Source organism: Sulfurimonas gotlandica GD1, from assembly GCF_000242915.1.
Classification (GTDB): Bacteria; Campylobacterota; Campylobacteria; order Campylobacterales; family Sulfurimonadaceae; genus Sulfurimonas; species Sulfurimonas gotlandica.
Genome location: NZ_AFRZ01000001.1, coordinates 1,434,582 through 1,460,127, shown reverse-complemented (window position 1 = coordinate 1,460,127; position 25,546 = coordinate 1,434,582). Strand labels below are relative to the sequence as shown.

Below are 25,546 nucleotides of genomic sequence, written 5' to 3'. Positions count from 1 at the left end.
TTTACTTTGGCAAACCTATAAAACCTAAATTTCCATAACGATGATAACTATTTGATATGCTTTGCTCAACATAGTAGTGCATAAGCTCTATTCTTCCGTGTGATACAAAAGGTTCAGATGCAATATGAAGTGCTTCATCAACAATCTTTTCATATATTGTATCTTGCACTGAGCTAGGTTTTAGAAATCTAACTCGTTTGGTAGTTTTAATATGAGCTATAAGCTTTTCTTGATCTTCAAAGCTTACAATATCATTATCATCAATTAAAGTATCAACATACTTTTTAATCCAATCAGATGCTTCTACTCGTATATTTTCAGCAATTGAAAGCTGCAACTTTGCACCACTCATCTTAACTGCGCAGATAGATGAGAGCATCTCATAAAGAGAGTCACTGTTTTCAAATCTAAGAATAATATTCTCAACACTTAAATACCTTATGATATTACTCTCACCACGAATATTAGTATAATCATGCTCTTTGCTAAATTCATTCTCTATCCAGTAAGCAAATCCTTTAGCTGTCTCATATACACTCTCAAGAGTCATCTTATACTGCTCTTCTTTTTGTATTAGTTGTTCAAGTCTTTGCAAATATGGATGATTGCTTTTTTGAGTGAGTGGCGTAATGTCATGAGCTATATCCATAAATTGAGCCACATAGTTGAATCCGCCTGCTTTTTTACCACTTCCTATAGCTGACTTACCCATTCCGCCAAAAGGCTGACGAGTTACAATAGCCCCTGTTGTCATTCGGTTTATGTAAAGATTTCCTGCTTTTATCTTCTCTCGCCAAATTTTCTGTTCTCTCTCATCAAGACTCTCTATCCCGGATGTGAGTCCATATCCCGTTTCATTTACAATCTCAATAGCCTCATAAATATCATCGGCACTCATTACACTCAGAACAGGTCCAAAAAGCTCATTTAGATGCGTGAATCCTCCAGGGTGTGTGCCCCATCTGATGGAAGGCTTTAAAAGATATGGATTATTCTCATCTGCATACGAAGGTTTTAGTAACCACTCTTCATCCTCACTAAGAAACTCTAATGACTTAGCTAGATTTCCGCTTACTTTAGAACTAAGTGTTCCTATTTTATTTTTAAAATCCCAAACCGAGCCCACTTCAAGTGACTCTGCTGCATCTAGGAGCATCGCCCTAAATTTTTTATCAACATATAGTTCTTTTTCAAGAATTAGCAGAGATGTTGCAGAACACTTTTGTCCTGAGTTGTTAAATGCAGACTGAATCACATTTTTTACAGCCTGATCTCTATCTGCAAGAGATGTGACTATAGTTGCATTTTTCCCTCCGGTCTCAGCACTTAGATGCAGACTTGGACATTTTTTCAGCATCTCATATGCAGTTGACTCTCCACCTGTAAATATTACAAAATCAATATCAGGGTTTGGTATCAGATGCTCTCCGGCTCTTTCTCCATCAGTTATGACTAATTGAAGAGTGTTTTTACTAATACCTGCCCTCCAGAAACACTCACATAAACGGTGTGCACATAGTACAGACACAGATGCAGGTTTTAGTATCACCGTATTACCACTAGCGAGTGCAGCAGCAATTCCACCAACAGCAATAGCAATAGGAAAGTTCCATGGACTAACTACCAGCCCTACTCCTTTAGCTGATAGTTTGACACCTTCAAGTTTTGAGATTTTTTGCACACTGTATGGATAAAAGTTTAAAAAGTCTATGGCCTCAGAAATCTCAACATCAGTCTCTGAAAATACCTTTCCAACTTCTGCAGCCGCTATACCGATCAGGTCAGCTCTGTCTTTTTTAAACTCATTTGCCACACTCATCAATATTTTTTCTCTGTAGTTTATGCTTGTTTTTCTCCATCCATCAGGATCATCTTTTGCAATTTCTACAGCATCTTCAAGATCCTGTATAGCTGCTTTTTTATAACTCCCGAGCACTACATTTTCATGGTATTGTGATTTATCAATAACTTCTATAGCATCTCCATGCTCTAGAGTTTTTCCGCCTATCACAGAGCTTGCGTGATAACCGCCATTTGCTCCTATGTTTTTCCATTTATCTCTGATTTTCTCAGCCCATCTAATATTACTGGCAAGTGCAAAATCTGTATCAGGCTCATTTTTAAACTCATAAACCTCATCACCTATAGCATTTATAAACTCTTCGCTATTTCTGTCTTGAGTACGATGAGGAATAAGTTCTATATCATCTAGCATCTCGATGGACTTTTTATAACTTCCTACAAGTCTTTCCCACTCAGGAGTATCGACTTCAAGTCCAAAACTATGACGCAGAAAATTTTGCTCTGCCGTGTTCTCATCAAAACGACGAACAAGGTAGGCTATGGCATTTGTAAAAGTTTTTGTAGTTGCTGTAGGTGCATATAAAACTACATTAAGACCTTCATTTTTTAACATTCTATAGGCTGTTTCACTCATACCTTCGAGCATCTCTGCACTATAGTACTCTTCAAGTAATCTCTCGCGAGCGAGTAACATTCCAAGAGCTTGGTCAAAAAGGTTATGAGATGCTAAACCGGTATGAACAGATGGAGCTATATCAGGAGAGAGAAGATAGTCAAGAACTATCTTATAATTAGCATCACTTTGTGCCTTTTCATCGTAAGTTACGCAATGCCATCCTCTCAGACTAGCCTCAGTCATCTCCATCTCTTGGTTTGCACCTTTAACTACTCTTATCTTAATAGGAGCCCCGCCTTTTTTTACTCTTAACTTTGCCCAAAGAGAGAGTTCTTTTACAAGTTCCAGTGCATCTGGTATATATGTCTGAATGACAATACCTGCATATAGTGAGAAATATTTTTCTTTAGAGAGAGTCTCTTTAAAAACATCTATAGTCAGATGCACATCTTTATACTCTTCCATATCCAAGTTTACAAACTTTTGCGAGATCTTGCCGTCTCTGTCAGTGAAAGTGTTTTGCATTGCTTCATCATATATAAGTTCTAATCGACTTGAGAGTTCTTTAACACTCCACTTATGAGCCAAAGGATTTATTTGTGAAAAAATTGTAGATATTTTTATAGATATGTAATCAATCTCCGGATTACGAAGTGCAGTTTTATATTTTTCAATACGCTCGTTAGCCTCTTTTTCACCAAGAACCATCTCACCTATGATATTGATATTTACTCTAGTACCTTCTGCTTTTCTTTTTTTTAGATGCCCCATCAGATACTTGTCTTCACCCTTGATAACTACAGAACTGATATCATTTCTTAAGTAGAGTATAAAAAGTGGTACAGAAACACTAGGCATATATATACCAGCATGTCTAAATAACCAAACAAGTGCTTCTTCAAAATCGCTAAAAAATGAAGTATTAGCATATTTCTCAAAGATGTATTCAAGCTGATTTGCGATGCGATGTGGATTATTTGAGCGAAAACTCTGATCTAGCAGTTCAATTAAAAATATTTTATTTAAAGGATCTTTTAGCATTCGAGCCATAGTCTCATGAAACTTTTTCTCAGACTTTACTCTAGTTTTAGATATCTGCTTCTGCCACTCTTTTGCTATATCTTTTGCATCTGAATATTGCTTATTGCTTATGCTCATACTTAACTTAAATCTCTGGGACTTTTGTAGTAAAGAGTGTACATTCAGTATGCTCACCTTTTATTAGATAGTCACTTGCTGCTGAAAGATCAAATCCATTACATAAAAGCATCTCTCTTCCTTTTTTCATCATAAGGTTAGCTGCTAGTAGTTTTGTGACGATGCCGCCTGTTGCAAACTCATTGTTTGGAGTTGAGGCATCTTCTAACTCTTCTGCTGTAAGTTTATTTACGATTTTTCTAAGTTTTGCATCATACTTTTTTTTAGGATTTGAATCATAATATCCATTGATATCACTTAAAATAACTAAAATATCTGCGCCTATAGCAATTGCCACACTTGCTGAGAGTTGGTCATTATCACCAAAAAGCTGTTCAGGAGTCGAAGTTATATCATTTTCGTTTACTATAGGTAATATGTCATTTTCCAGATGGGCATTAATAATCTCCTGAAACATATGTGTGCGTTTTCTAGAGTCAAAATCATCTTCAGTAAGCAGTATTTGAGCTGTATCAATTTTATAAACATCAAATTTCTTTTTGTAACTAGTCATTAATATTGGCTGTCCTGCTGCTGCGAGAGCTTTTTTACCAATTTGTTTACGCTTATCTAGTTTTAAAGCAGAGTATCCAGCAGCTACAGCTCCTGATGTTACTAAGACAACATCATAAAGATTACTCAATTCAGCTATAAACTGTACAAGGTTCCTCATACGCTCTTTTGCTATTTGATTATTCTCAGTTAATACTGCACTTCCAACTTTTATTACAATTCTTTGTTTATTGTTTTCTATACTCATAAATAATTATTTTTCCTAAATTTTAGTTAATTCAATTTATCTAAAAACTCCTTTGATTTACATTATACATGTAAAATATAAACATTATTTATGTATAATATTATCACATAATATAAAAAATATAAAGAGAAATGATGGCACTTTTAGACAATAATATAGATATTCTACCACTTAGCAGCATAGCTGAATTACTAAGTGCTAAGGTTAGAACACTGAAAATATACGAAGAAAAAGGCTTACTTCCCAAGAAAGAATCTGCCAAAAAACAATATTCTATTAACGATATAAAGCTGATTGCATTTACACATTATTTAGCAAGTGTAAAAAAAATCAATGCTAATGGAATTTTATATATACTGGATATGTTTCATAAAAATATGGATGATTCACACAAAAATGAATTTTTAGAAATACTTGAAACGAAGATGGCCTCCATCTCAAGTCAAGATGTTGAAGAGATTGATTTTTAGCCTTATAAAGTAAAAGGAGATAATATGCTTCCTACTATTCATAGAGCCACTCAAAGAGGTATCGCTGAACATGGCTGGCTACACAGTCGTTTTAGTTTTTCATTTGCGGAGTATTACCATCCCGAGCGTATGGGGTTTGGAGCACTTAGAGTCATAAATGATGACATAATAGAAGCAGGAAAAGGTTTTCCAATGCATCCACATAAAGAGATGGAGATTATCTCTGTTGTAACTAAAGGTTCTTTGGAGCATAGTGATTCACAAGGTAATCATGGAGTTATAAATGAGGGAGAAATACAGTATATGAGTGCTGGTTCAGGAGTTCGCCATTCCGAATACAATCCATCTCAAAGTGAAACTACAGAGTTGTTTCAAATATGGATACATCCTAATCAAAAAGGCGGAGAACCTTTATATGACCAACGTGATTTTAATACTATTGAACAGACAAATCACTGGGTAGTATTGGCATCTGGAGATGCAAGAGAACATTCTATTAAGATGAGACAAGATGCTTTGATCTCTACTACTAAACTTAAGTCTGGAGTAACTATAGAGTTATCAACTCCAAGTGATGGAAAAGGTCGATTACTTTTTGTAGTTGATGGAAGTATAGAGATAGCTGGTAATGAGCTTAATAAAAGAGATGAAATTCAAATCACAGACAAAAAGTCTTACACGATAAAAGCATTGGCTGACGCACATCTTATGTTATTTGAAGTACCACTCTAAAGAGAAATAAATTAGGGAAATACTAGTTCCAAAACTCTAAAGGGTCTGGATGCAAAAAAGTATAGTTGAGCTTTTTGACTATTGCATCCGAGGAAACAACTCTAGAAGTTTTGCCTTGAAAAGTTCCAAGTTCAAGACCAAAAGTCTTAGAGTTTTTTTTGTGTACTTCTGAGCGGAGCGGATGCAGTGGTGCTACGAGATTGAAAATACCATTTTTAACATCATATTCTAAAATCTTTTTAGTAATGTCTATAACATCATCACGACGTATGTAGTTTACCTCACCATCAGTAAAAGCAGATACACTCTTCCACTTTCCAGAAATCCTGTCTTCACCCATGAGACCGCCAAGACGTAGAATGACTAACTTCTCACGTAGCTTTTGCATCAGCTCTTCAGCTTCTTTCTGTCGTCCTATTTGTGTTATAACTGCACTCTCATCTACCTCTGTGTCAAACTCTCTATATACAGAGATAGAACTCATTAGTATGATATTTGAAGACGCAGATGCAAGTGTTGCAATTTTTTGAAGTGTAGCAAGGTAGTTGTCTTTTGTATTTATGGCAACGATGATGGTATCACGATGCCAAAATGAAGAGTCATCACTAGTTGTCTCTCTTGAGAAACACTCTACATTAAAAGCGTCAGAGAGAGTCTCGGCTAGTGGTTTACCAAGCCAGCCACAGCCTACAATCCCGACACTCTTTTTGTCTATCATTTTTTAGGATTATTTATCTGATAACTTTTTTTGATGCCCAGCATCTCATATACAGAGACTTCATCACCAGCTTCTTCTATTAACTGATCCGTGTCAGCAAACTGACCCTTCATCTTTTTGATATCTTCATATCCAACAGGTTTTATCTCACTCATAGCAATATTTATTGATCCTGCCCACATAAGAACTATCATAATCCAAACAGTCTTTTTTGCCTCTGCATAAACACCTACAAAATGAAAAGCAATACTTAAAATTATTCCAACAGTTAGTATAATACTCAAACTCATCTGGTTAAATCTTCTCCTCTTGGTTTCATCGGTTCCATCTCAACACCTGAATCTTTAAGCATCTTATCTCCAAAACTCATAACACCCATAGTTCCAGCGAGCATTAAAACTACAACAATAAGAAGAAACAGAAGTGCTAAAGAGTAACGTTTTAATATAGCTAGCATCTACTTAGGTACTATCCCGTCAAATTCTATACATCTTGAAGAATGGAAGTCTCTTTCATAATCGTCATTTTTAAATTTATCACCATCAAGTCTCCAACCTAATTCCTTAGAAAGAAGAACTGACCTTGAGATTGTTCTACGCATCTTATTTTCACAGATGATAGTTTCGCCATTGTTAAAGATCTCTTTTACCCCTGCCATACGAGAAGTAGTCATGAAGTAGTGTACTGAAATCATAGTAGCAAGAAGCATAACTACACTTATCATCCCGCGCATAAAAGCAACTTTAGGCATAAACTCTCTTGTTGTTACAACAGCTGTAACAGCAAGTATAAAAATTCCTATAATTATATATACTATTTCTAGTTCAAAAAAAAGTTCCATTATGCTTCTAGTCTCCCGTACTCTGATTCCCAAGCTTCAATAGCCGGTGTAAAGTACTCAATTCGTATCTTTTTAAACTCTCTAGAACTGTAAAGAGGCATATGTGATTTAGCTTCTATCTCAGTAGCCATCTCAGCGATGATGCTGTTTGTCTCTTCTTTAGTTTTTCCATGAACCATTGTAAAAAGGTTGTAAGGCCAGTTTGCATATTTAGGACGTAAGTAACAGTGACTTACAGCACTAAATGCAGCAGCAGTTGCCCCAATGTCTTCACCATTTGTCTCATCTACATCCCAAACAACCATAGCGTTAGCATTAAAGCCGGCTTTTCTATGATTAAGTATAGATGCAAATCTTCTCATGATTCCAGCTTCTTGAAGCTCTTGAAGTATTGAGAAAAATTTATCATAATCAATATTCAGTTCATCAATAATCTTTTTGAAAGGCTCGCTTACCATGTCTATATCATACTGAGCAGTACGAACAATTGCATGATGAAGAGGTGTCATCTCTATCTCAGTGTGAACAACTTTTTTAACTTCCTCTTTTTTATCATCTTTTCCAGTAGTGTTTAACTTAACATTAATTTTGAAAAGTTTAAGAGTTGGAAGCATAATGTAGTCATCTGCCTCTGTAAGCTCTGCAAGTATCTCAACTGTTCTGTCAAGTCCTAGTTTAGAGTCAGGTGCAACACCAAGAGTAAACCAGATGTTAAAATCGTGGTTTCTCTCATAGTTATGAGAGATTCCAGGATGCGAGTTAATGATCTTAACCGCGGCGCTTATCTTCTCTGGAGCGACTTTAAACGCTACTAAAGAAGATTTATAACCCAATCTTTTTGTATCAAATATGGCAGATGTCTGGCGAATGATATTGCCTTTTTTCTGCTCTTGAAGAATTTCTAAAACTTCATCTTCACTCATACCTAACTCATCAGCAATAACTTGAAAAGGTTTTGCAACTAAAGGGAACTTCTTCTGTATTCTAGATAGTATTTCATCTTTCATATTTACATTCTTTATGGATTATTTTGTTTGAAGATTGTAATCTAATTTAAATTAATATCTGTTGATGTACATCAAGTTTGTCATTTTCGAGATTATGCTATTATGTCAACAAAAATACGAAAGAGACACATGGCTTATTTTCCAGCTTTTTTAAAACTAGACAATAAAAAAATTCTTATAGTCGGTGGTGGCTATATAGCTTACGAAAAACTAGACCATCTTTTAGATTTTACTAAAGACATCTCAGTTATTGCACTTGATCTTTCAGACGACATGGCAAAAGGTATAAAAAACAACAACTTAAGTTTTGAGCAAAGAGCTTATAAAGTCGGCGATATAAAAGAGTATGCAGTTGTTATAGTAGCAGTTGATGATATTCCTCTTCAAGCAGAAATATTTGCTGAGTCAAAACAGTATAACTGTCTTTGTAACTCTGTTGACTCTGTGGACTACTGCGACTTTATTTTTCCATCTTATGTAAAAAAAGATGACCTTACAATCGCCATATCAACATCTGGTGCTTCTCCTGCGATGGCTAAGCACCTAAGAATATATCTACAAAACCTTATTCCAACTGGAATAAGCGAGTTTTTAAAAGAGATGAAAGACCTACGTCGCACACTTCCTAAGGGAAAAGAGAGAATGAAGATGCTTGATAAAAAAGCAGAAGATTATATTAAATCATGGAGCAATAGATGAGCGTTAAAAAAGGGTTAATATTTGGACTACTTTTTGGATTTTTAGTATTAGGAATACTGTCAATGCAAAGAGCAATGCCACAAGATAAAGAAGAGAGAATATACAAAGCTATTAAAGTATATAGTCCATACAAACTGGAAAAGAGAATCGGTGGACTTACTATCATAAACTCTCAAACTGGTATAAAAGAAAAACCAAGTGCGGCTGAAGTTCTTCACCGTTTAGACGAGCTTAACAAAGAGTGGGGGAAAAATCACATAGTAATAAAAGATAATGATGCAATCATTCTAGGTGATAACAACCAGACTGTTGTAAAAATATTTATCGAAACAGAGAAAGAAAGAACTTTTCTTAAAAACTTTTACGGCATCTAGTAGATGCTAATCTTTTAGCTTAAAAGAATAGTATAACGACAAAAGTAGCATTGCAGATGCAGTGCTATAGAGTACTGTGTAACTAAAAAAGTGTAAAATTACTCCCCCTACTATAGAGAAAAACAATCCAAACGAAACAACATTGATATGAAGAGCTACATAAACAGGTCTCATTTGGGCAGGTGCAATAGAGAGTATAAGGTTTCCAGATGCGATGCGGTTTCCATCAAGAGCTGCACCGACCATAAAAAAGACTGCCATATACTCATAAAGTGAAGACGCATTAAACGCTACCAAGATAGCGATAATCTGCAAAGATATAGAGATGTTTGCAGTCAGTTTGTTTAACCCACGTCCGCTAAGTCTTCCCCACAAAAAGTTACTAAGCATAGCACCTACCATCTGTGTAGTGATAAGACTACCGATAGCAACACCATCAAGCTCTATTTTAGTCTGTGCATCTAGGATGATAAAAGGAAGCGCAATAAGATAAGCATAGGCTAAAAGAAAAGTCTTTAGCTGTATTTGCAAGGCTTTGTCACCTTGAAGAGTTATCCAAGAGTTATGAAGAAACTTTTTAAAAGAGTTCTCTCTCTTAGCTACTTCTTCTTTTACAGGCTCATCGATAGTTCCAAAAGATAGATAGCCAAAGCCCATGATAAATGAACTGATGATAAAGAGATATCCATAACTGTATGGTGCTTCAAAAGTATGAATAATCCAACCAGCCAAAGCTCCACTAAGAAGTCCACCTGCCCCACTGAAAAACTGTCTATAAGCCATAGTCTTTCCACGGAACTTATGAGAAAATATCTTGCCTATAATATCTTTAAAATAAATCGCCCCGAATCCTGCACTAAAAGAGAAGATGAAAAGACCGATACCGATGGAGAAAAGTGTCAAGTTCGGAGAGTTCTCTCCAAAGAGTATGATAGCCACACCGATAAAAAACCATGCAAAAAACCTAGCTATAAATACACGTCTAAGGTAAGGCAACATAAGAGAGTAACTCTGTGCCTGAAACGCTGCAAATAGTTGAACCACGATAGCACCACCACGAAGCAGAGCTGCAAAAAAACCAACCAGCATCGAGCTACCACCAAAGTAGTTAACTATAAGAGGCAAGATAGTAGAAGGCTCAGCTATCGTAGTACCGATAGTGAGAAAAAAGCCATGCAGTATGTTTCTAATATGGTTGGAAGTCTTATCCATTTCTGGCCTTTAAATATGTTTTTTGTAATTATAGTGGAAAGTTTACCAAACTATCATACATACTACTTTTGCATTAATAAATTTTATTAATTAAGGTTATTTTATATAAAATGCACTTGATTAAATAGTTAGCTTTAATATTAAGTAACTAAATTAAAAGGAGAGAAGATGAAGAAAGTATGCAGTATATTAATATTTGCTATATTACCAATTGTGGTTTTTGCAGATACTTCTAAAAATAGTAATAAAATAGATTCTGTTGGAAGGTACCAAATAGTTGAAATTACTACTCCTGTAAATAAAAATTATCATAGAGCTTGGGTAGTAGATACAACTACAGGTGAAGTTAAAGTATGTGAAAGAAGTGCTACAAGCTCTGGTAATCTTACTTCTATTAGTTGTTCAAAATTCTATTAAGCCAACAAAACTTTAAAATCCTCGTTCCCATCGTCCTCGATGGGAACGCATATTAAAATCAAATCAACTGAAGTATGCGTTCCCAAGCGGGAGCTTGGGAACGAGAGAGAACCTTAATTCAGTTTTTCCCAAGCCTCATCAATACTAGCAGCATTTTCAGTTACAAAAAGATAAACAGCTGCGTTTAGTTTTGCGAGCTTCATGTACTCATCAGATGGATTGTTTAGCTGATTTAGAGAATCTTCTAAAGTTATAGCATCCCATGATTTTGTGTAGTTGATTCCGTAGTTTGCAGGGTCAACTATTATCTCATCTACATCACCACCATTTGAAATCCAAAGTCTTCCTTTACTAAATAGCTCAGGTGTTCCTTCGTTTCCTTGGATAAGTGCAAATCTTTTATATCTGTCAGAGAATATCTCTACATATTTTTTTACATACGGTTTGTGAAACACACCTGTGATAGCGTACTCACTGTTTGCAACACGAGGAAGTTTTTCTATAGTGTTAAAACCACTGCGAAGACCTAGTTTCATACGAAGCTCAGTCAGGTCACTCATCTTAGGAAAAAAGTCTGCACGGTCAAAGTAGTGAGTATTTTTATTTAGTTCTATCTTAGTACAGATGTCTTTGATAGTGATTCCATTTTTTGCCGGAGTCAATTCATCACCTATTAGAACTAAGTTAAGTCCCGACTCTTCAAGAACCTTACCTACTAGAGGAAAGATGTAAGGATTTTTTGCTTTTCCGTCAAATGGATAACCAAGCTCTAAAGAGTTAGCTATAGTAGTTTTTTCTATATATGCATCACAAGCTTCTATAGCTCCACGAAACTCTGTAGTAGTCTCAGGTTTTAGTCTCCAACCTAAAAGAAATGCAGCCGATTGTTCACTAGGGATGCTCTGATTTAAAATCTGGTCCATCATGTCTTTTGACTCTTCTAATGTTAAATCTCTATTACCTTTTGGTCCCGTTCCCACAGCATGAATATACTTGAAAAAATCCATATTAATCCTTGATATAAATCTATTTTTTTTATTGAGTGATATGATATACTCTTATACTTAAGTTTGAATTAGGAGAAAGCATCAAAAAGATTGTTCTTATTACAGGCTCTAGATCCGGTATGGGCAGAGCTACTGCTGAGTATTTGGCAAAGGGTGATTTTATTGTTTATGCCGGTAGTAGAGATGCATCTAAACTCCAAGATTTAAAGCAAAAAAATATCATCCCTTTAGAGTTAGATATCACCAACCAAGACAACATCCAAAAAGCAGTTGATTTTATCTACTCAGAGCATAAACGTATCGACATTCTTGTAAATAATGCAGGGTACGGTTTAGTCTCTACAGTTGAAGATGTTACAGAAGATGAGATGCTCGCACAATTCAACATAAACGTATTTGGAACGCTTAGAGTCTCTAAGGCTATCATCCCTCTTATGAGAAAAAACAGAAGCGGGATTATTATAAATATTAGCTCATTTTTAGGCAAGATAGGTCTTCCGCTTCTTACTATGTACAACTCAAGCAAGTACGCGGTTGAAGGCATCACAGACTCTCTTCGTTATGAGTTAAAAGACTTCAACATAAGAGTTCATTCCATTATGCCCGGTTTTTTTGACACAAACTTTGCTAGAGATAACCTTGTTACAAACCAAGATACTTTTTCTAAAGAATCGCCTTACTCGGCTCTTGTATCTAAACTCGCTCCTGTCATAGTAGATCAGATAAACAACGGAAACGCTCCCTCAGAAATCGGCGAGATGATTTTAGAGATTATAGAAAACGACAAGTTTCCTGCTCGTGCGACCATTGGCGATAAAGCTAAAAAATTCATCCCGATGCGAAAAGAGTTAAGTGATGAAGATTTTGAGCGAAGAGTCAGAGAACACTACAACTTATAATGGCAAATCATGGATAGCTTTTTCTTTAACATAACCGATACAAGCTACAAAATAACCAAGAGTTACGAGAACAAAGAAGAGCATATAACCAGAGTTGATATCTCAAATGGCATAGTCTTTTTTGACATATATCTAAACTCGCAAAAAGAGCAAAGCATTCATGTAAAAAACCTAGACAGAATGGTAGCTATCCCAGTTACTAAAAAGGGAAGCTTTAAGATAGAAGACCACATAGGAAAGAAATGCTTTGATGTAAAAAATGACAGCATCAGCATCTTCACCTCATCAAGACAAGATATAACCCTTACTATAAATGAGACAAAAGAGACGGAAATATTTGTACTTTTTATAGCCGACTTTATTTTTAAACGCTACCTCAGTTCGAGCCAAAGTGAAGTCATAAACTTCTTGTACAACAATGTCCAAGAAGAAGTCTCATGTGAACTCATCGACACTCAACCCATAGATGCACTCAGCCTTTACATAATAGATAAGATAATAAATACTAAGTCAGATACACACATGAACAGCATTAGATGCGAGCATAATGTCTTGGAATTTATGATTCACAGGTTTGATCTGCTTGATATGATAGACGATGAACTAAGTGATGATGAAATCTGCATTTCAAGGTCTTCAAAAGCCATTTTACTGCGTAGTTTTGCTTCTCCCCCGACCATCGAAATACTAGCGCATCTATGTGCTACAAACGAGACAAGTCTGAAAAAGATTTTTAAAAAAGTGTACAAAACTACCATTTATGGTTATGTCCAAAAACTACGCCTTGAAAAAGCCAACCTGCTTCTAAAAGAACAACTACTTAACATCGGTGAGATTGCCAAAGAAGTAGGCTACAAACATCAAGGACACTTTTCCAAACTCTTTTACGAGCACTATGGTGTCTATCCAAAAGACCTGCTTAAAAAATAATTCCTCCAGTGCTAAAATAAAATTCTTCTACTGCTAAAAAGTCATTGAAGGTAACATTTGATTTCTATATACTTGATGTAAATTAATTATAGGAGTTCAATATGTCAAAAGTAGTTTTAATAACAGGTGCAAGCTCAGGAATGGGAAAACTAACTGCAGAATTTTTGTCTGATAACGGTTATACAGTATATGCAGGAACAAGAGATGCAGATGCAATTAACTTTGACTCTTCACTCAAAAGTATTTATATAGACGTAACAAAGAGTGCCAGTATTGACCACGCTGTAGAGATGATTATGCATAAAGAAGGCAAGATCGATGTTCTTGTAAATAATGCAGGTTACGGTCTTTTAGCAACAGTTGAAGATGGAACTGATGAAGAGATGTTTAACCAGTTTGATGTAAATGTATTTGGTCTGCTAAAAGTTACTCGCGCCGTTCTTCCACACATGAGAAAGGCAAAAAGCGGAGTAATCATAAACATATCTTCTTTCTTAGGAAAGATGGGTCTTCCTCTTTTAGCACACTATAATGCTTCAAAGTATGCTGTAGAAGGCATAGTTGACTCTTTAAGATTTGAGACTCTTCCATTTAACATCAGAGTTCACTCTATTCAATCAGGACTTTTCGGTACAAACTTTGTTAAAAATGGGCTTGTTGCAAATGCACAGACGACTGCTGAAGACTCTCCATACAAAGAACTTGTTTCTCACTTTGTGCCTATCGTTGCAAAAGCTATTAACGAAGGACCAAGTCCTCAACCAATAGCAGACGCAGTTAAAAAAATCATCGAAGATGAAAACTCTAATATTTTCATACCTGTAGGTGGAGAAGCTGAAACTTTTGTTCCTATGAGAAAAGAGTTAAGTGATGAAGCATTTGAGCTTAAGGTTAAAGAGACTTTTGGACTCTAAGCTCATAACACAATTGAAATGGTAAAATTAATTTTACCATTTCAGTTTATGTTAATATTATTTCAGTTAAACTTTTTCTCATAAAAGATCTGCGTGTCAGATAAACATCTTAAGTTGTTACCGATTTAAATGGTGTTATTTCAAACTATTTTGGATACACGACATGAACAATTTAAACAACCACTCAGGCGTCATTTTTGTTGGAAATTTACCAATAGGTAAAGCACTATTTCTCAAGTTAGAAAATGCTTTTTTATTTGTTAAAGAAAACGAAACAATAGAAATCGTCTCAACAAACCCGAAAATTGAGTTGGAACTGCAAGGCTGGTGTAATCTCAAAGGGTATAAGCTTCTAGAGAAAAAACTCCTCAAAGATCAATACTGCTACAAAGTATTAAACACAAAAGCTTCTCATTTTAACCAACACTCAATGTCTGGATTCACAATGAAGGGTATAGATACAAATTCTCCAAAGATGTCCGATTGGAATCCTCATGGTAATGACTCTATATTGCCTAAAGCTCCCCCAAATCATGGCTTAATGGGGCGTGGCACTATCATAGAAAATGGAAGCATAGAGTATGATTTTGGCATAAATCATAAAGAACAACTCTGGGCGGAGCCTGTATCAAAACTCTATGAAGAAGCAAAAAATGCCCAATGGAATGCGACTTCGGATATTGCTTGGAATGAAATACCAGATTATGACCCAAAATTTGAGCAGGCGATTTGTCAAATTATGACCTATCTTATTGAAAATGAATTTTCTGCTCTTTATATTCCTGGTAAATTCATTTCACAGATGAATCCGTACTATACGGAGATTCCACTGTTTCTAGGTTCTTTAATGAATGATGAAGCAAGGCATATAGAAGTTTTTACAAAACGAGTACATGCTAATGGCGGTGGTATGCAATACTCATCTAGCGTAACACAAAGATCTCTTTATTCACTTTTTAACGAAGACGATTATGTTAAATCATCATTTTTACTACATGTAATGGGAGAAGGTACTTTTATAGATTTACTGAAGTTTCTTGAAGAGTATATGCCAGATGCTACAACAAAGAAAATACTGCAATATGTAAGACGTGATGAGTCAAGACATGTGGCTTATGGAATGGCACATTTAAAATCTGTATTAGAACAAAACCCTAAAAAGATAAATGCTCTCAAAGAGGCAGCATTTAAAAGAAAAGAGTTTATGGATGAGTTAAATGGAGAATCAACGCTACTGCTTGAAGCAATGTCTACCCTTGTTGGAGGAGACGACTCTATAGCAAGTTACAAAAAAGGCTATGAAGCTGTAACAGAGTTGAAAAAAAGAATGGATATTAATCGTGTTAAACGCTTGGTTGATATTGGAATAGATGAAGATTTGGCGCACGATATTTCAAAAGTGCATACACCAAATTTTATGTAAGGATTACTATGAAAAATATATATGAAACAACAATAGAATTTGCAAAAGAGAATATTGCAATACATACATTAGAAGCTGATTTAAAAGCAGAGTTTCCAAGCAAAAGCTATGATGCTTTAAAACACAATGGTTATATGGGTCTTCTTGTACCAAAAGAGTTTTCTGGTCAAGGATTAGGTCTGGTTGAGCATGTGGAAGTTATACAAGCCATAGCAGAGAGTTGCGCAACGACCGCTCTTTCTTATATGATGCATAATGTTGCAACGATGTGTATTGTTCTGCATGGTTCAAAAGAACTCAAAGAAGAAATTCTTCCTAAAATTGCAAAGGGAGAGATTACTCTTGCCTTAGCTTATAGCGAAACAGGCACAGGAACACATTTTTACCAGCCAGAGATTGAGTTAAGTAAGAGTGGCGATTCGTACATCTTAAACGGCAGAAAAAGCTTTGTAACAGCCGCTGGATTTGTGAACTATTACCTTGTGTTATCATCAACACTTAACAAAGATGGATTAGATAACTGGTTAGTTCCACATACCAACGAAGGTGTGAGCTTTGAAGAGAATGGTTGGGATGGACTAGGAATGCGTGGAAATGTTTCTATGCCGATGAATTTAAATGATGTTCGTTTAGGTGAAGATAGCAGAATCGGTGTTGAGGGAAGTGGATTGGAACAAGTATTCAGTGTTGTTGCTCCATTTTTTATAACAGGTTTAGCTTCTGTTTCTGCAGGTATTTCACTAAATGCTTGTGAAGTTGTAACAAACCACGCGATGCAAAGAAAATATACAAACGGAGATAGTTTGAGCCTTCTTCCAACTGTTCAAAATGATTTAGCAAAAATATATTTAAAAGCACAAAGTGCAAAACATTTTACAATGGCTGCTGCAAATTCAGGAGCTTCTGCTAAAGCAGATGCCCTGACTCAAATAATAGCGGCAAGAATCAATGCATCTGAACTAGCGATAGAAGTGTGTACTATAGCTATGAAAATTGGCGGAGGAACAGCTTATGCAAAAAGACTACCAATAGAAAGATTGCTCAGAGACTCTTTGGCTTCGCAGATAATGGCACCAGGTGTAGACGTTTTATCTATTTGGCTTGGAAAAGCAATTACTAATCAACAAATTCCTTAAGGATAAGAAAATGAAAAAAACAATAATGCTAGGGGCAGTTGCTTACGATGCGAAAGTGGTTCCTATATGGGATATTATAAGAGACTATTCAAATGAGTATGGAGTAAGATTGGACTATGTTCTGTTTTCAAACTATGAAGCACAAATCGAAGCTTTACAAAAAGGGATGATAGATGTGGCCTGGAATACAAATGTAGCATGGATTCGAACCTCACATGCTACACAAAACAAGGCTAAAGCTTTAATTATGAGAGATACTGATATTGATTTTAAATCAATTTTTGTTGCAAAGAGTAGTAAAAATATTAATTCAATTGAAGATTTAAAAGGGAAGAAATTTGGACTTGGTAGTTCAGATTCTGCACAAGCTTCAATCATTCCTTATGCATTTTTACAAAAAGAGGGATTGAACCCGCAAACAGATTTGGAGTTGGTTCGATTTAACTCAGACTTAGGAAAACATGGAGACACTGGAAGAAGTGAATTTGATGTATTAAATGCAATTATGAACGGTGATATAGATGCAGGTGCTATAGGAAGTACGACATGGATAAGAATCATTGAAGAAGGTCTTTTTCCAGAGGGTGAAATAGAATCTTTTTACCAAACTGACGGATATTGTCACTGTAACTTTACAGTTATGCCAGATGCAGATGCACAGATGTGTGAAGAGTTTACCAATATGATTTTATCGCAAGACCCGCGTGAGCCTATCATCAAAAAGATGATGATTATGGAAGGTCTTAACAAATGGGTTAAAATCACTCCAGAAGAGCTAAAAGGCTATGACGCTTTATATGAAGCTATGCAAGATCAGAATTTGTTAGAAAATAAAATCTAAATAAAAATCTGACCAAAAACTTGCTTTAATTTTGAAACCTTTTAGAGTTCCATTGTACTCAGATGATTTAGAAAGATATCCTGTAATTACCAAGAATATGATAAAATTTCATTTCAAATTCAGTGGCTATTTAAGGTTAATATAATGAGTATTTTTGCTTTGCAATCACCAGCAGGCGGTTTTTTAGACGAAGAATTAAACCGATTCAATAAAATATTTGATGATTGGTGTGTACAGTTTGACAACTATGAAGATGCTAGTCTTATCGCTCAGAGCTTAGAACATAGAACAAGCATAAATATTGTTGAGATTACACCATTGAGCTATCCAAAATATTTTTTTCATAATTTACAAGGTAATATCTATGCAACACGCCAAATTAATCAGAAGATTATTTGTATAATCGAGCCATATATGGGATCAAATTTTAGGATAGCTGTATGTGATTTAGAGACTAAGAATGTAAGAATTACAAATACACGTTATAAAAATGTACTAAGTGTTGAAGGTGCTTTTGCACATTTTGAGGAATGATTTAGCTAAGATTGAATTTAATAAATATATTGTCACAATTTTGCTACTAAAAGCGGTTTCAATAAAATTTTTAAACCCCTAATTTTAAGGCTTTTTAGCGATATCTCAGGCCCTCTAAGCTTATAAGTACAAAATGTATATTAGTCTTCCAATAATTCCTTTTGTGCTAAAACAAAATCCTTCTGTTGCTAAAAAGTCATTGCTATCTTTTTTCATTTATCCTATACTATACAAGAATAAAATAATAGGGAATTATTATGAAATTTTTTGTTTATGTATTTATATTTATAATACTACTTTTAACTACTGTATCTTTTCTTTTGCCGACAAAAGAAAAACGGCAGTTCAGCGATGAGAGCTTAAGAACAGCTGCGTTATCACGAAATATGTCTAGTACACCTGCTACTTATGAAGATCTTTTAAAGTTAGTTGATACTCCCAAAAATAGATTGAGTAAAGAGAAGATTGATCTCGGTCGTGACCTTTACCATGAAAAGATGCTCTCTAAAGACAAAGATATAAGTTGTGCAACTTGTCACGTTTTGAGTAAAGATTTAAAAGACAAAAACATCTATCTCAAAGCTCTTACTTCTAAAACAAATGACAAGACTGACTGTGTTGTTTGTCATCTCTCTGACCAAAGTGGAACTGACAGATTTGAGACGGCAGTTGGACATGGAGGAGCAGAAAATCCATTCCACTTAAATACGCTTACAACTCTAAATGCTGCTCTTGCAAAATTTCAAACTTGGGATGGTCACATTAAAACTATAGAAGAGCAAGTCGGACTCTCTATACAAGATCCAACTCAGATGAACCTCTCAAAAGAAGAAGTTGAAAGAAGACTTCTCTCAGATGCCCAGTATGTAAAAAAGTTTGCACTCTCCTTTGACAAGGTGAGTTTTGAAAACACTCAAAAAGCAATCGCTGCATATCTTAAGACACTTGTAACTCGCAGTGGTTACGATAGATTTTTAGACGGAGACAACGATGCTATGAACCAAAAAGCCAAAAAAGGTTTAGCTCATTTTTTAAACTTCGGCTGCAAAGGGTGTCACACAGGTGTAACTGTCGGCGGACAGAGCATACAGAAATTTCCTCTTAGGGACTATAACAGTATAGTAGACGTTACTAACTCTTTTAACGAAACTGCTAAAGGTAGGGAAGTCAGTGACTTTGACTTCAATCTTAAGATGTATCATCCATTTCCATTTGAAAACAAGGGTGGATTTATGGGTAAAGAGGGTGAGAGACTTTTCAGAGTCCCGATGCTTCGAAATGTTACAAAGACTTCACCATACTTTCATAACGGTGCAATAGCGAAGCTAAGAGAAGCTGTATTTCTTATGGGCAAACACCAACTTGGTATGCATCTTACTGATGATCAGATTGATGAGATAGTAGAATTTTTAAAAGCTCTAGAGGGCGATGTAGTAGATTATAAAGTTACAAATAAGGGCGCACTATGAAAAATGTATATATGAAAATACTTATAATATTGATGTTCTTTAGCGGAATATTTCAACTTAGCATCTTCAACTTGAGCTGGGAATATTTTAGAATAATTCAAGCAGTGCATGTTTTAAGTTCTGCCTTTATAGCTATCTTTCTTCTTTTGCCATATGTAAACCTGCATACCTATGAGTACATGATAGTTAGACGTGCAAAAAGTACTAGCGGTGTGATACTTGGAATTCTGCTTTTTTTCATAGTAGCTAGTGGATTTTACCTTTTCTTTGTGGGAAATCCTGGAGGAGATGCCATAGGACTTGTTTCATACTATATTCATCTATTTGGATCATTTGTTTTACTATATTTTCTCTTTTTACATGCAAGAAAGAAAATTGACTTTAACGCCAAACCATTTGTTGTAGTCGCTCTATTAATTGGTATCTCATATCCAAGTATCTCTTACAGTTCCGAGAAACTTACTAACATACAACTTGAAGATGGTGCAAGCAGATATCATAATGAAGACTGGACTAACTCTGCTAAGTGTAAGTCTTGTCATGAAGATATCTTCAACCAGTGGGCAGACTCAAACCACAGGCATATAACCGGCAGCAACCCATACTATATGGTTATGGAGAACTTAGCCGGAGCAGATATGGGAGATGAGTTTAGACAGTGGTGTATGGGATGCCACAACCCTAGTGCAGTTACTACCAAACAAAAGAGATCTACACACAGAATGGATATGAACTCTATGCCAAGTTCTCTTTTTGAAAAAGGCTCACAAAGTCTTATAGATGAGTTAAAGTCTCACGGTAATTCAAGACTAGAGCAAGGTGTTTCTTGTGTGACTTGTCACAGGATTAAAAAAGCAGATTCTAAAGGAAACAGCTCTTATACTCTTGATATTACAAATAGAAAAAAGTATGTTTTTGAAGATAGCAACTCAAAAGTAGAAAAGTGGCTTAGTGAAAAGTTTATAAACTCTAATCCAGTAGTCCACAAAGAGAGTTATTCAAATAAACTTTATAAAGAAAGTGCTTACTGTGCATCTTGTCATGATGAGTTCTTGCCGGATGATTCAAAAAGATCAGTAGTTTCTACTTTTAAAGAGTGGGAAAAATCACCTTTTAACAATCCTAAAGACCCTAGCAAACATAAGAGTTGCATCGATTGTCATATGACTTATCTTAAAGATGGAAAATTAGCACCTCTTAAAGGTCAGTCTACTACTGGTGGAACTGTTAAAGAGAATATTAAAGTTCACTACTTCTCTGGTTCAAACCACTTCCTATCAGGTTTAAAAAGTAAAGAGCATGAAGATCAGTCTATACAACTGCTTCGCACTTCTGCAGATATAGATGTAGATATAAAAAATGGCAAAGTCTTAGTCGGCGTTAAAAATGTTGGAGCAGGACATCACCTCCCGACTGGAGTCTCTGACTTTAGAGAGCTTTGGCTTGACATAACTGTAACTGACAAAGACTCAAAAGTTGTCTTTAGCAGTGGTAAACTCAAGAGCGATGGAAACCTTGACACAGATGCAAGGCCTTTTATGAAAGTATTTGGAGATGAGAACTTAAAACCGGTAGGACTTCTCTTTTGGAGATACAAAAAACTTATTAGCGACACTAGAATTCCAGCTGGAGAGAGACGAGTAGAATCATACGATATCACAGATGCTGCAAGTTTGAAATATCCTCTAAAAGTAGTTGTAAAACTAAACTTTAGAATCTATCCTCAATGGGTAACTAATGCAGTGCAAAGAGCATTTCCACAACTTCCAAATCCACCTGTTGTAATGCTAAAAGAAATTCAAAAAGACTTTTAATATAGAGGTTAACAAATGCGTTTTATACTACTTTTTACACTACTTTTATCAACGCTCTGCGCCAACCATGTTAGTTGGCAAGGAGACTTCGACAAAGCCCATCAGCAAGCACTTAAAGAGAAAAAAAAACTTATGGTTCTGCTTATAAAAAAAGATTCTCCTGAGTCTACAGAAGCTCTAACTAAAACTTTTATGAATCAGCCCTATATAGACAAGATAAATCGTGAATTTATTTCGGTGTTAGTTATTAAAGATCAAAAGAGCAGTTATCCTATTGAGATGCTATATACATTGACATATCCATCACTCTTTTTTTTAGACAATAGAGAACTCTTTGTGTGTAAACCTATAAGGGGAGAAGTTACTCCAAATAAACTAAATAGTTATTTGGAGAAGTGTAAATAGTCTAGTGAGCAGAAGCTTCTTTGCTTAGTTCATCTTCAATTGCATCACGAAGATCTGAAGTTGCAGAATTGTTTGAAAATTCTATATGCCCTTCAGAAAATTCAACTGTTGATGAGATAGTATTTTCACCATCTACTTTTTCAGCAATTACTTCATTGCTTTTAAACTCAGTAATTTTCCAGCCTGTTTTTTCACCGGCCTTTTCTATTGCATGCGCAATTTTTTTATTTGTCATGAGTCTGTACATACAAAGCATCTTCAGATACTTTTGCATCATGAGATTCTGGTGATGGTGATGTTCCGCCACATCCAGTTGATAAAACAAGAGTAATTGCAGAGATTAAAGTTATCGATAAGATTTTATTCATTCCAAGTCCTTTTTTTTAACTTTCTTAATAAAATATAAACTTTACAAAGAAATTTAATTAATCAATGATATAATAAGAATTCGAAAAAAAAATTGATGTATATCAAGATAATAAGCGACTATTCAAAGAAGGTAAATAATGACTCAAGACATCGTAATAATACTAGCAATGGCAGTTCCCATGATACTCTTTGGTGTCTATCCAGGCCTTAAACTAGGCGAGTTTCTTGAGCGTAAGTACGATATTGATGAAAGCATGAAAAGAAAAGTAATGATTATTACAACTATAGTATTTACTGTAACTTTGTCTTCATTGTTATACTATTTGTAATATAATATATACTAATCTATTTTTCTCTCTTGTTTCATAAAGTTACATAGAATATAAAACTTTCCTTAAATTTTAAATTAATCTAATAAATTGATTTATGTCAATTCTTTTTCATCCAAATAGGAATAAACTACAATTGATTCTGAAAAATTATAACAATACGAAAGGAGATACAATGATTGAAGAAGTAATAATGAGACAAGATATACCTCTAGATGACTTCTTAACTATTTTTGTTTCATCTGCGCTTGTTATGGTATTTGGAGGATTCTATGTTGGTATATATACAGCTGTAAAAGTTAATCTACTGAAAAAATGGACTATGCCTTTGGCATACATGTTTTGGATGTTAACTGCCTATTGTTTGTATTTAATGGGAAGTTTAATGCACGTAGGTGAATTTACAGCTAAGGCTTTAGTAGTTGCTGCAATTGGATTATTATTACTTCCACACGCAGTCTATTTTATGCAGCATCGAGTTCACGAAGAGAATGAACATTGATATACTGTATATATGTCAACAGTAATTTATAGGAGGGCACAGTGGCTAAAACATCCGTATGGAGTGACAACCGTTTCTGGCAACGTTCAGCAGCATGGATCACAGGGTTTGCAGCAGTATTACTAATTTGGTTAACATTTGACACAGCAGGTCAAATTTCAATGGGTACTGACGCAGACTTACAAAACAAGGTGACTAAAAGGGTTCCAGGACCTACAGTTATTAACTACAAAATCACTTACGAAATGAGCACTAAACGTGGTCACGAAGTTCCAGTGATAGGGGAAAAAGAAAAGTTTTTTGGAAGAGATGACTGGTCTGAAGAAGAGGCTGGTGCCTTACTTCACCTAGGTAAACTAGGATCTCAAACTAAAAATTGTATGAATTGTCATACACTTCTTGGTAATGGAGCATATTATGCACCAGATTTAACTAAAGCTTGGTTAGATCCAGCATGGCAAAATGATGGAACAATGCAAGCAATGACAGGTAAAAGTACGAAAGAAGAAGCAATGGCTGAATTCTTACAACATCCATCAACTTACCCAACTCATGCTCGTATGATGCCAGATCTTGGTATTACTGCTGAAGAGGCTAAAGGTTTAGTTGCTTTCTTGAAACATATGTCATCAATTGATACAAATGGTTTCCCAAGAAACTTTGGAAAAATACAAGGAGCAGTAAATGGCAAGTAATCACTTAACAGGTATTGGAAGTGAATCAAAACAATTAGCAACATGGTATTTCACTTTTGCTGCTATTATTTTTGGTGCACAATTACTATTTGGTTTAGTTGCAGCAATTCAGTACGTTATGCCAGGCTTCTTATTTGAATTATTAGATTTCTCGGTTGCTAGAATGTTACACATTAATGCACTAGTTGTATGGATGGTTTTTGCAATGTTCGGTTCAGTTTATTGGTTATTACCAGATGAAACTGGAATTGAGACTATTGGTATTAAAATTGGTAAATTATTATACTGGGTATTTGTAGCAGCAATCGTTGTTGTTATACTAGTATATCTATTCATTCAAGTTGGACCGGCAGATGAAACATCTATCTGGTTTATTCATGAAGGTCGTGAGTATATTGAAGCTCCAAGATGGGCTGACTTTGGTATCGTTGTTGTTGCTCTTGGATTTGTTGCTAACCTTTGGTTAACAGGATTTAAAGGTAAGAACTCTGGAATAGTTACAGTACTTATGGCAGATATGATCGCTTTCGCTGGTCTTTATCTAGCTGGTATGTTCTTTACAGACAACATTACAGTTGATCAGTACTGGTGGTGGTGGGTAATTCACTTATGGGTTGAAGCTACTTGGGAAGTTTTCGTTGGTGCGATTGCTGCTTATGGTCTTATAACTATGATTGGTGCACACCGTAAAGTTGTTGAAATGTGGTTATGGATTGAAGTAGCTATGCTATTTGGTTCAGGTATCTTAGGTATCGGTCACCACTATTTCTGGATTGGTACACCTGAGTACTGGTGGGAAATTGGAGCATTATTTAGTGCACTAGAGCCATTACCACTTGTTGCTATGTTTATTCACGTACTATACGACTGGGGTAAAACTCAAGGTGCTCAAGATGCGACTGGACAAGAAGTTTCAGTTATTAACAATAAGCCTGCATTTACATGGTTTGTTCTTAATGCATTTGGTAACTTTTTAGGTGCTGGTATTTGGGGATTCTTCCACACATTACCACAAGTAAATCTTTATACTCACGGTACACAGTTTACTTCGGCACACGGTCACTTAGCGTTCTTTGGTGCTTATGCAACTATCCTTATCGGTATGATGTATATTGCGGTTCAAGGTACAAACGGCATTAAAATCATGAAAAACACTAGAGCTTCTCTATGGGCTGTTAGTTTAATAGTTGGTGGTGTTATGGGTATGACTATAGCATTAACAATCGCTGGTTACGTTCAAGTTCTTGTTTCTCGTGCACAAATGGGTGCTACTTGGGCTGGTTACTTTGATGGACAAAGCGGTATGTGGTTTGCACAAGCTATGGATTGGAGACTATTTATGGGTGCGATTACGTTCCTAGGTTTCTTATTCTTAGTAAAAGATTTACTTTCTACTGGTAAAAACCCAGTACACGAAAGATAAGGAGAAATAT

Annotated in this window: 30 protein-coding genes; 19 read left to right on the top strand and 11 right to left on the bottom strand. The window is 35.4% G+C overall.

What is annotated here, in order from left to right:
- Window position 1: 1 nt before the first annotated feature.
- Window positions 2-3,577 (bottom strand): bifunctional proline dehydrogenase/L-glutamate gamma-semialdehyde dehydrogenase, encoded by a 3,576-nt coding sequence (locus SMGD1_RS07205; protein ID WP_008334981.1) that lies wholly within the window; start codon window positions 3,575-3,577, stop codon window positions 2-4.
- Window positions 3,578-3,584: 7 nt separating this feature from the next.
- Window positions 3,585-4,376 (bottom strand): glutamate 5-kinase, encoded by a 792-nt coding sequence (proB, locus tag SMGD1_RS07200; protein ID WP_008335397.1) that lies wholly within the window; start codon window positions 4,374-4,376, stop codon window positions 3,585-3,587.
- A 134-nt stretch (window positions 4,377-4,510) separates the two neighbouring features.
- Between proB and SMGD1_RS07195 the strand changes: the two genes are divergently transcribed.
- Window positions 4,511-4,846: a MerR family transcriptional regulator gene (locus SMGD1_RS07195; RefSeq protein WP_008335820.1), complete on the top strand. Its 336-nt coding sequence runs from the start codon at window positions 4,511-4,513 to the stop codon at window positions 4,844-4,846.
- A 24-nt stretch (window positions 4,847-4,870) separates the two neighbouring features.
- On the top strand, window positions 4,871-5,578 hold the full coding sequence (locus tag SMGD1_RS07190; protein ID WP_008335475.1) for a pirin family protein: 708 nt from the start codon (window positions 4,871-4,873) through the stop codon (window positions 5,576-5,578).
- A gap of 22 nt (window positions 5,579-5,600) precedes the next feature.
- On the opposite strand, the gene SMGD1_RS07185 is transcribed toward SMGD1_RS07190, so the two are convergent.
- Genes SMGD1_RS07185 through ahbA form a run of 5 tightly spaced genes read right to left on the bottom strand, consistent with a single transcriptional unit; the run spans window position 5,601 to window position 8,144 of the window.
- The gene (locus tag SMGD1_RS07185; RefSeq protein ID WP_008336271.1) at window positions 5,601-6,296 is read right to left on the bottom strand and encodes a Rossmann-fold NAD(P)-binding domain-containing protein; all 696 of its coding nucleotides are present in this window, start codon (window positions 6,294-6,296) and stop codon (window positions 5,601-5,603) included.
- The gene (locus tag SMGD1_RS07180) at window positions 6,293-6,586 is read right to left on the bottom strand and encodes a hypothetical protein (protein WP_008341024.1); all 294 of its coding nucleotides are present in this window, start codon (window positions 6,584-6,586) and stop codon (window positions 6,293-6,295) included. The genes SMGD1_RS07185 and SMGD1_RS07180 overlap by 4 nt, the downstream gene beginning before the upstream one ends.
- On the bottom strand, window positions 6,583-6,753 hold the full coding sequence (locus SMGD1_RS14730) for a hypothetical protein (RefSeq protein WP_008341022.1): 171 nt from the start codon (window positions 6,751-6,753) through the stop codon (window positions 6,583-6,585). The genes SMGD1_RS07180 and SMGD1_RS14730 overlap by 4 nt, the downstream gene beginning before the upstream one ends.
- On the bottom strand, window positions 6,754-7,137 hold the full coding sequence (locus tag SMGD1_RS07175; protein ID WP_008335844.1) for a hypothetical protein: 384 nt from the start codon (window positions 7,135-7,137) through the stop codon (window positions 6,754-6,756).
- Window positions 7,137-8,144, bottom strand: a complete 1,008-nt coding sequence (gene ahbA / locus SMGD1_RS07170; protein WP_008336155.1) for a siroheme decarboxylase subunit alpha — start codon at window positions 8,142-8,144, stop codon at window positions 7,137-7,139. Before ahbA ends, SMGD1_RS07175 begins: the two co-directional genes overlap by 1 nt.
- 129 nt (window positions 8,145-8,273) lie before the next feature.
- Here ahbA and SMGD1_RS07165 point away from each other — a divergent pair, with 129 nt between their 5' ends.
- Window positions 8,274-8,843, top strand: a complete 570-nt coding sequence (locus tag SMGD1_RS07165) for a precorrin-2 dehydrogenase/sirohydrochlorin ferrochelatase family protein (RefSeq protein WP_008335853.1) — start codon at window positions 8,274-8,276, stop codon at window positions 8,841-8,843.
- Window positions 8,840-9,217 (top strand): hypothetical protein, encoded by a 378-nt coding sequence (locus tag SMGD1_RS07160; RefSeq protein ID WP_008335434.1) that lies wholly within the window; start codon window positions 8,840-8,842, stop codon window positions 9,215-9,217. The genes SMGD1_RS07165 and SMGD1_RS07160 overlap by 4 nt, the downstream gene beginning before the upstream one ends.
- 6 nt (window positions 9,218-9,223) lie before the next feature.
- Here the strand turns inward: SMGD1_RS07160 and SMGD1_RS07155 are convergent, their stop codons facing one another.
- Entirely contained in the window at window positions 9,224-10,429 is a 1,206-nt protein-coding gene (locus tag SMGD1_RS07155; protein ID WP_008335831.1) for an MFS transporter, read from the bottom strand.
- 168 nt (window positions 10,430-10,597) lie between these two features.
- Here SMGD1_RS07155 and SMGD1_RS07150 point away from each other — a divergent pair, with 168 nt between their 5' ends.
- Window positions 10,598-10,846 (top strand): hypothetical protein, encoded by a 249-nt coding sequence (locus SMGD1_RS07150; RefSeq protein ID WP_008337032.1) that lies wholly within the window; start codon window positions 10,598-10,600, stop codon window positions 10,844-10,846.
- 113 nt (window positions 10,847-10,959) lie between these two features.
- Here the strand turns inward: SMGD1_RS07150 and SMGD1_RS07145 are convergent, their stop codons facing one another.
- Window positions 10,960-11,853, bottom strand: a complete 894-nt coding sequence (locus SMGD1_RS07145) for a glycosyl transferase (protein WP_008336127.1) — start codon at window positions 11,851-11,853, stop codon at window positions 10,960-10,962.
- Between the two features lie 53 nt (window positions 11,854-11,906).
- On the opposite strand from SMGD1_RS07145, the gene SMGD1_RS07140 reads away from it, so the two are divergent.
- The 10 genes from SMGD1_RS07140 to SMGD1_RS07095 all read left to right on the top strand — a co-directional run bounded on the left by SMGD1_RS07140 (window position 11,907) and on the right by SMGD1_RS07095 (window position 22,218).
- On the top strand, window positions 11,907-12,752 hold the full coding sequence (locus SMGD1_RS07140) for an SDR family oxidoreductase (RefSeq protein ID WP_316680462.1): 846 nt from the start codon (window positions 11,907-11,909) through the stop codon (window positions 12,750-12,752).
- A 9-nt stretch (window positions 12,753-12,761) separates the two neighbouring features.
- Complete coding sequence (locus SMGD1_RS07135; protein ID WP_008336440.1) at window positions 12,762-13,682, top strand: helix-turn-helix transcriptional regulator; 921 nt, start codon at window positions 12,762-12,764, stop codon at window positions 13,680-13,682.
- Between the two features lie 101 nt (window positions 13,683-13,783).
- On the top strand, window positions 13,784-14,596 hold the full coding sequence (locus SMGD1_RS07130) for an SDR family oxidoreductase (protein WP_008336324.1): 813 nt from the start codon (window positions 13,784-13,786) through the stop codon (window positions 14,594-14,596).
- Between the two features lie 163 nt (window positions 14,597-14,759).
- On the top strand, window positions 14,760-16,019 hold the full coding sequence (locus SMGD1_RS07125) for a ferritin-like domain-containing protein (RefSeq protein WP_008335273.1): 1,260 nt from the start codon (window positions 14,760-14,762) through the stop codon (window positions 16,017-16,019).
- A gap of 8 nt (window positions 16,020-16,027) precedes the next feature.
- Entirely contained in the window at window positions 16,028-17,155 is a 1,128-nt protein-coding gene (locus tag SMGD1_RS07120; protein ID WP_008336552.1) for an acyl-CoA dehydrogenase family protein, read from the top strand.
- Window positions 17,156-17,165: 10 nt separating this feature from the next.
- Window positions 17,166-17,996: a phosphate/phosphite/phosphonate ABC transporter substrate-binding protein gene (locus tag SMGD1_RS07115; protein ID WP_008335886.1), complete on the top strand. Its 831-nt coding sequence runs from the start codon at window positions 17,166-17,168 to the stop codon at window positions 17,994-17,996.
- Window positions 17,997-18,140: 144 nt separating this feature from the next.
- Window positions 18,141-18,530, top strand: a complete 390-nt coding sequence (locus tag SMGD1_RS07110; RefSeq protein WP_008335429.1) for a hypothetical protein — start codon at window positions 18,141-18,143, stop codon at window positions 18,528-18,530.
- 257 nt (window positions 18,531-18,787) lie between these two features.
- The gene (locus tag SMGD1_RS07105; RefSeq protein WP_008335651.1) at window positions 18,788-19,999 is read left to right on the top strand and encodes a cytochrome-c peroxidase; all 1,212 of its coding nucleotides are present in this window, start codon (window positions 18,788-18,790) and stop codon (window positions 19,997-19,999) included.
- Window positions 19,996-21,813, top strand: coding sequence for a multiheme c-type cytochrome (locus SMGD1_RS07100; protein ID WP_008335147.1), 1,818 nt, complete (start codon window positions 19,996-19,998; stop codon window positions 21,811-21,813). Before SMGD1_RS07105 ends, SMGD1_RS07100 begins: the two co-directional genes overlap by 4 nt.
- Before the next feature lie 15 nt (window positions 21,814-21,828).
- A complete protein-coding gene (locus SMGD1_RS07095) occupies window positions 21,829-22,218 on the top strand; it encodes a thioredoxin domain-containing protein (RefSeq protein ID WP_008335294.1) in 390 nt (129 codons plus the stop codon).
- Window position 22,219: 1 nt separating this feature from the next.
- Here SMGD1_RS07095 and SMGD1_RS07090 read toward each other — a convergent pair whose 3' ends face one another.
- On the bottom strand, window positions 22,220-22,453 hold the full coding sequence (locus tag SMGD1_RS07090) for a hypothetical protein (protein ID WP_040766497.1): 234 nt from the start codon (window positions 22,451-22,453) through the stop codon (window positions 22,220-22,222).
- Window positions 22,443-22,586 (bottom strand): hypothetical protein, encoded by a 144-nt coding sequence (locus SMGD1_RS14725; protein ID WP_008341012.1) that lies wholly within the window; start codon window positions 22,584-22,586, stop codon window positions 22,443-22,445. Before SMGD1_RS14725 ends, SMGD1_RS07090 begins: the two co-directional genes overlap by 11 nt.
- A gap of 138 nt (window positions 22,587-22,724) precedes the next feature.
- Between SMGD1_RS14725 and SMGD1_RS07085 the strand changes: the two genes are divergently transcribed.
- The 4 genes from SMGD1_RS07085 to SMGD1_RS07070 all read left to right on the top strand — a co-directional run bounded on the left by SMGD1_RS07085 (window position 22,725) and on the right by SMGD1_RS07070 (window position 25,536).
- Window positions 22,725-22,916 carry a hypothetical protein gene (locus tag SMGD1_RS07085; RefSeq protein ID WP_008336628.1) on the top strand — a complete coding sequence of 64 codons (192 nt, stop codon included), beginning with the start codon at window positions 22,725-22,727 and terminating at the stop codon, window positions 22,914-22,916.
- A 175-nt stretch (window positions 22,917-23,091) separates the two neighbouring features.
- Window positions 23,092-23,418: a hypothetical protein gene (locus SMGD1_RS07080; RefSeq protein WP_008335726.1), complete on the top strand. Its 327-nt coding sequence runs from the start codon at window positions 23,092-23,094 to the stop codon at window positions 23,416-23,418.
- A gap of 41 nt (window positions 23,419-23,459) precedes the next feature.
- The gene (locus SMGD1_RS07075) at window positions 23,460-24,113 is read left to right on the top strand and encodes a c-type cytochrome (RefSeq protein ID WP_008334937.1); all 654 of its coding nucleotides are present in this window, start codon (window positions 23,460-23,462) and stop codon (window positions 24,111-24,113) included.
- Entirely contained in the window at window positions 24,103-25,536 is a 1,434-nt protein-coding gene (locus SMGD1_RS07070) for a cbb3-type cytochrome c oxidase subunit I (protein ID WP_008335633.1), read from the top strand. Before SMGD1_RS07075 ends, SMGD1_RS07070 begins: the two co-directional genes overlap by 11 nt.
- Window positions 25,537-25,546 lie beyond the last annotated feature (10 nt).

Excerpts from the sequence above, each read along its gene's own strand:
- SMGD1_RS07205 (WP_008334981.1), bottom strand. The coding sequence starts at position 3,577 with ATGAGCATAAGCAATAAGCAATATTCAGATGCAAAAGATATAGCAAAA.
- proB (WP_008335397.1), bottom strand. The coding sequence starts at position 4,376 with ATGAGTATAGAAAACAATAAACAAAGAATTGTAATAAAAGTTGGAAGT.
- SMGD1_RS07195 (WP_008335820.1), top strand. The coding sequence starts at position 4,511 with ATGGCACTTTTAGACAATAATATAGATATTCTACCACTTAGCAGCATA.
- SMGD1_RS07190 (WP_008335475.1), top strand. The coding sequence starts at position 4,871 with ATGCTTCCTACTATTCATAGAGCCACTCAAAGAGGTATCGCTGAACAT.
- SMGD1_RS07185 (WP_008336271.1), bottom strand. The coding sequence starts at position 6,296 with ATGATAGACAAAAAGAGTGTCGGGATTGTAGGCTGTGGCTGGCTTGGT.
- SMGD1_RS07180 (WP_008341024.1), bottom strand. The coding sequence starts at position 6,586 with ATGAGTTTGAGTATTATACTAACTGTTGGAATAATTTTAAGTATTGCT.
- SMGD1_RS14730 (WP_008341022.1), bottom strand. The coding sequence starts at position 6,753 with ATGCTAGCTATATTAAAACGTTACTCTTTAGCACTTCTGTTTCTTCTT.
- SMGD1_RS07175 (WP_008335844.1), bottom strand. The coding sequence starts at position 7,137 with ATGGAACTTTTTTTTGAACTAGAAATAGTATATATAATTATAGGAATT.
- ahbA (WP_008336155.1), bottom strand. The coding sequence starts at position 8,144 with ATGAAAGATGAAATACTATCTAGAATACAGAAGAAGTTCCCTTTAGTT.
- SMGD1_RS07165 (WP_008335853.1), top strand. The coding sequence starts at position 8,274 with ATGGCTTATTTTCCAGCTTTTTTAAAACTAGACAATAAAAAAATTCTT.
- SMGD1_RS07160 (WP_008335434.1), top strand. The coding sequence starts at position 8,840 with ATGAGCGTTAAAAAAGGGTTAATATTTGGACTACTTTTTGGATTTTTA.
- SMGD1_RS07155 (WP_008335831.1), bottom strand. The coding sequence starts at position 10,429 with ATGGATAAGACTTCCAACCATATTAGAAACATACTGCATGGCTTTTTT.
- SMGD1_RS07150 (WP_008337032.1), top strand. The coding sequence starts at position 10,598 with ATGAAGAAAGTATGCAGTATATTAATATTTGCTATATTACCAATTGTG.
- SMGD1_RS07145 (WP_008336127.1), bottom strand. The coding sequence starts at position 11,853 with ATGGATTTTTTCAAGTATATTCATGCTGTGGGAACGGGACCAAAAGGT.
- SMGD1_RS07135 (WP_008336440.1), top strand. The coding sequence starts at position 12,762 with ATGGATAGCTTTTTCTTTAACATAACCGATACAAGCTACAAAATAACC.
- SMGD1_RS07130 (WP_008336324.1), top strand. The coding sequence starts at position 13,784 with ATGTCAAAAGTAGTTTTAATAACAGGTGCAAGCTCAGGAATGGGAAAA.
- SMGD1_RS07125 (WP_008335273.1), top strand. The coding sequence starts at position 14,760 with ATGAACAATTTAAACAACCACTCAGGCGTCATTTTTGTTGGAAATTTA.
- SMGD1_RS07120 (WP_008336552.1), top strand. The coding sequence starts at position 16,028 with ATGAAAAATATATATGAAACAACAATAGAATTTGCAAAAGAGAATATT.
- SMGD1_RS07115 (WP_008335886.1), top strand. The coding sequence starts at position 17,166 with ATGAAAAAAACAATAATGCTAGGGGCAGTTGCTTACGATGCGAAAGTG.
- SMGD1_RS07110 (WP_008335429.1), top strand. The coding sequence starts at position 18,141 with ATGAGTATTTTTGCTTTGCAATCACCAGCAGGCGGTTTTTTAGACGAA.
- SMGD1_RS07105 (WP_008335651.1), top strand. The coding sequence starts at position 18,788 with ATGAAATTTTTTGTTTATGTATTTATATTTATAATACTACTTTTAACT.
- SMGD1_RS07100 (WP_008335147.1), top strand. The coding sequence starts at position 19,996 with ATGAAAAATGTATATATGAAAATACTTATAATATTGATGTTCTTTAGC.
- SMGD1_RS07095 (WP_008335294.1), top strand. The coding sequence starts at position 21,829 with ATGCGTTTTATACTACTTTTTACACTACTTTTATCAACGCTCTGCGCC.
- SMGD1_RS07090 (WP_040766497.1), bottom strand. The coding sequence starts at position 22,453 with ATGACAAATAAAAAAATTGCGCATGCAATAGAAAAGGCCGGTGAAAAA.
- SMGD1_RS14725 (WP_008341012.1), bottom strand. The coding sequence starts at position 22,586 with ATGAATAAAATCTTATCGATAACTTTAATCTCTGCAATTACTCTTGTT.
- SMGD1_RS07085 (WP_008336628.1), top strand. The coding sequence starts at position 22,725 with ATGACTCAAGACATCGTAATAATACTAGCAATGGCAGTTCCCATGATA.
- SMGD1_RS07080 (WP_008335726.1), top strand. The coding sequence starts at position 23,092 with ATGATTGAAGAAGTAATAATGAGACAAGATATACCTCTAGATGACTTC.
- SMGD1_RS07070 (WP_008335633.1), top strand. The coding sequence starts at position 24,103 with ATGGCAAGTAATCACTTAACAGGTATTGGAAGTGAATCAAAACAATTA.